The following is a 4,219-nucleotide window of genomic DNA, read 5'->3' as shown; positions in this document are numbered from 1 at the left end:
AGCAACGCTCACAATGAGCCCGGATACATTAGCGCAAGCCAGCTTTACCGAAAACAGCCCATGAGGTTGCAGGAGATGGGCTGACCATACATTTTTATGCCTTTGATTCAGGCAGGAGATAGCGCTTTTCTCACATTTAATGCGGGCTGCCGCCACTTGCCGACCTTGCACAGAGGGCTAACATCAAAAAAGGAAAAAATGTCCCGCAACGCTCAAGTTGAGGGCCAAAACTACCGACACAGTACAAATAGGACTAATACTCTAGTCAGCAGCCTGTCGGCCCAGGCCCTGGGCAAATTTTTCTGGGCCTGATTGTCCCTTTGACTGCCAACACCGGATTGCCAATACTCACGGCAACTTGACGCTACCCGCACGGAACAAGGAATAACCCTTTGAAGCTGGAACTCAAGAACAGCTTGTCGGTGAAGTTGCTCCGGGTCGTGCTCCTGTCGGCATTGATCGTGGGCGTGGTCTTGAGCTGCGCGCAAATTGTTTTCGATGCCTATAAAACACGCCAGGCCGTTGTCGGTGACGCCGAACGGATCCTCGACATGTTCCGCGACCCCTCCACTCAGGCTGTGTACAGCCTGGATCGGGAGATGGGCATGCAGGTGATCGAAGGCCTGTTCCAGGACGACGCCGTGCGCCAGGCCTCCATCGGCCATCCCAATGAAGCGATGCTCGCGCAAAAATCCCGTGAGTTGCAGCATTCCAACAGCCGCTGGCTGACCGACCTGATTCTGGGTCAGGAGCGCACCTTCACCACGCAACTGGTGGGTCGCGGTCCCTACAGCGAGTACTACGGCGACTTGAGCATCACCCTCGACACCGCGACCTATGGCGAGAGTTTTATCGTCAGTTCGGTGATCATTTTCATTTCCGGTGTATTGCGTGCCCTGGCCATGGGCCTGGTGCTTTATCTGGTCTATCACTGGCTGCTGACCAAACCGCTGTCGCGGATCATCGAGCATCTGACCGAAATCAACCCCGATCGCCCCAGCGAACACAAGATTCCGCAACTCAAGGGCCACGAGAAAAACGAACTGGGAGTCTGGATCAACACCGCCAACCAGTTGCTCGAATCCATCGAACGCAATACCCACCTGCGCCACGAAGCCGAGAACAGCCTGCTGCGCATGGCCCAATACGATTTCCTCACCGGTCTGCCAAACCGTCAGCAACTGCAGCAGCAACTGGACAAGATCCTCGTCGACGCCGGCAAACTGCAACGCCGCGTCGCGGTGTTGTGCGTGGGGCTGGATGATTTCAAAGGTATCAACGAACAGTTCAGCTACCAGACCGGCGATCAGTTGTTGCTGGCGTTGGCTGATCGCTTGCGCGCCCACAGCGGCCGCCTCGGTGCCCTCGCCCGTTTGGGTGGCGACCAGTTCGCCCTGGTGCAGGCCGATATCGAACAGCCTTATGAAGCGGCGGAGCTGGCACAAAGCATTCTTGATGATCTGGAGGCGCCGTTCGCCCTCGACGACCAGGAAATCCGCCTGCGTGCGACCATCGGCATCACCCTGTTCCCGGAGGACGGCGACAGCACCGAAAAGCTGTTGCAGAAGGCCGAACAGACCATGACCCTGGCCAAGACCCGCTCGCGCAATCGTTATCAGTTCTACATCGCCAGCGTCGACAGTGAGATGCGTCGCCGTCGCGAACTGGAAAAAGACCTGCGCGATGCCTTGCTGCGCGATCAGTTCTACCTCGTCTATCAACCGCAGATCAGCTACCGCGATCACCGTGTGGTTGGCGTCGAGGCGCTGATTCGCTGGCAACACCCTGAACACGGTCTGGTCCCGCCCGACCTGTTCATTCCGCTGGCCGAACAGAACGGTACGATCATCGCCATCGGAGAATGGGTGCTCGATCAGGCCTGCAAGCAATTGCGCGAATGGCACGATCAGGGCTTTGTCGACCTGCGCATGGCGGTCAACCTGTCCACCGTGCAACTGCACCACGCCGAATTGCCGCGAGTGGTTAACAATCTGCTGCAGATGTACCGCTTGCCACCGCGCAGTCTGGAGCTGGAAGTCACCGAAACCGGCCTGATGGAAGACATCAGCACCGCCGCCCAGCATTTGCTGAGCCTGCGCCGCTCCGGCGCGCTGATTGCCATCGACGACTTCGGCACTGGTTATTCATCGCTCAGTTATCTGAAAAGTCTGCCGCTGGACAAGATCAAGATCGACAAGAGCTTCGTCCAGGACCTGCTGGATGACGATGACGATGCGACCATCGTTCGCGCGATCATTCAACTGGGCAAGAGCCTGGGCATGCAGGTGATTGCCGAAGGCGTGGAAACCGCCGAGCAGGAGTCGTACATCATTTCCGAAGGCTGTCACGAAGGTCAGGGCTACCACTACAGCAAACCGCTACCGGCGCGCGAGTTGAGCGCCTACCTCAAGCAGGCGCAACGCAGCAACGCGGCCATCCTTTAAAAGATCGCAGTCTTCGGCAGCTCTCGTGAATCCCATTCGCCTGCAAGAGCTGCCGAGTGCCAAGAGGCTGCGATCGTTTGATCTCAATACACGAATAAGAAATATTTCCAGGCACATCCCTTTACAGATAATGCGAAAGATTTGCATTATGTCGCAGTTTTGCGCTCCCAGCGCGAGTCCACTCAACTATCGAAGCAGGATGTTCGCCATGATTCGTATGCCTCTGGCTACCGCCAGTCTGCTGGCCATCGCCATTTCCCTCGCCGGTTGCGGCGAAGGCAAAGACAAGCCCGCCGCCCCGACCACGCCGACTCCAGCCGCCAGCACCACTGCTCCTGCCGCCGCCGCTAAAATCGACGACGCCGCCGCCAAGGCTGTGGTCGCGCATTACGCCGACATGGTCTTCGCCGTTTACAGCGATGCCGAATCCACCGCGAAAACCCTGCAAACCGCCGTCGATGCGTTCCTTGCCAAGCCGAACGCCGACACCCTGAATGCCGCCAAGGCTGCCTGGGTCGCCGCGCGCGTTCCGTATCTGCAGAGTGAAGTGTTCCGCTTCGGCAACACCATCATCGACGACTGGGAAGGTCAGGTTAACGCCTGGCCACTGGACGAGGGTCTGATCGACTACGTCGACAAATCCTACGAACACGCACTGGGTAATCCGGGCGCCAGCGCCAACATCATCGCCAACACCGAAGTGCAGGTCGGCGAAGACAAGGTCGACGTGAAAGACATCACCCCGGAAAAACTCGCCAGCCTGAACGAGCTGGGCGGTTCCGAGGCCAACGTTGCCACCGGCTACCACGCCATCGAATTCCTGCTGTGGGGCCAGGACCTGAACGGTACCGGTCCTGGCGCGGGCAACCGCCCGGCTTCCGACTACCTGGAAGGCGCTGGCGCTACCGGCGGTCACAACGATCGTCGTCGTGCCTACCTCAAGTCCGTGACCCAACTGCTGGTCAGCGACCTGGAAGAAATGGTCGGTAACTGGAAGCCGAACGTGGCTGACAACTACCGCGCCACCCTGGAAGCCGAACCCGGCGAAAACGGCCTGCGCAAAATGCTCTTCGGTATGGGCAGCCTGTCCCTGGGCGAACTGGCGGGCGAGCGCATGAAGGTGTCCCTGGAAGCCAACTCCCCTGAAGACGAACAGGATTGCTTCAGCGACAACACCCACAACTCGCACTTCTACGATGCCAAAGGCGTTCGTAACGTTTACCTGGGCGAGTACACCCGTGTTGACGGCACCAAAATGACCGGCGCCAGCCTGTCGTCGCTGGTGGCCAAGGCTGACCCGGCTGCCGACACCGCGTTGAAAGCCGATCTGGCTGCGACCGAAGCCAAGATCCAGGTCATGGTCGACCACGCCAACAAGGGTGAGCACTACGACCAACTGATCGCCGCCGGTAATACCGCTGGCAACCAGATCGTGCGCGACGCCATCGCCTCGCTGGTCAAGCAGACCGGTTCGATCGAAGCCGCAGCCGGCAAGCTGGGCATCACCGACCTGAACCCGGACAGCGCTGATCACGAATTCTGATCACGCTTGTCTGACTGAAAAAGGCGACCTTCGCAGACTGTGTGAAAACCTAGCAATCTGCGCAGCGTTCAATGAAAATGCTCCGTATCGAAAGATACGGAGCATTTTTCGTTATGGCCTACATCCAAGGAGAGTCTCGCAGCCAGACCAGCGTGTTCCCGGCCTCGCTGGAGGAACTGATCCCCGAGGATCACCTCGTTCGTGTGATCGACCTCTACGTCGCCAAGCTGGA

Annotated in this window: 2 protein-coding genes; both read left to right on the top strand. The window is 58.6% G+C overall.

The genetic code is table 11. The features are described 5' to 3' along the window. Positions 1–392 precede the first annotated feature (392 nt). Positions 393–2,444, top strand: a complete 2,052-nt coding sequence (locus ACIOWA_RS27500; protein ID WP_339434076.1) for an EAL domain-containing protein — start codon at positions 393–395, stop codon at positions 2,442–2,444. Positions 2,445–2,652: 208 nt separating this feature from the next. After that, positions 2,653–3,987, top strand: coding sequence for an imelysin family protein (locus tag ACIOWA_RS27495; RefSeq protein WP_339434077.1), 1,335 nt, complete (start codon positions 2,653–2,655; stop codon positions 3,985–3,987). Positions 3,988–4,219 lie beyond the last annotated feature (232 nt).

The sequence above is a fragment of the Pseudomonas sp. NPDC087614 genome, assembly GCF_044743485.1.
Lineage (GTDB): Bacteria > Pseudomonadota > Gammaproteobacteria > Pseudomonadales > Pseudomonadaceae > Aquipseudomonas > Aquipseudomonas baetica_A.
The sequence above is the reverse complement of the archived record's forward strand: the minus strand, read 5'-3'. Positions and strand labels throughout refer to the sequence as shown.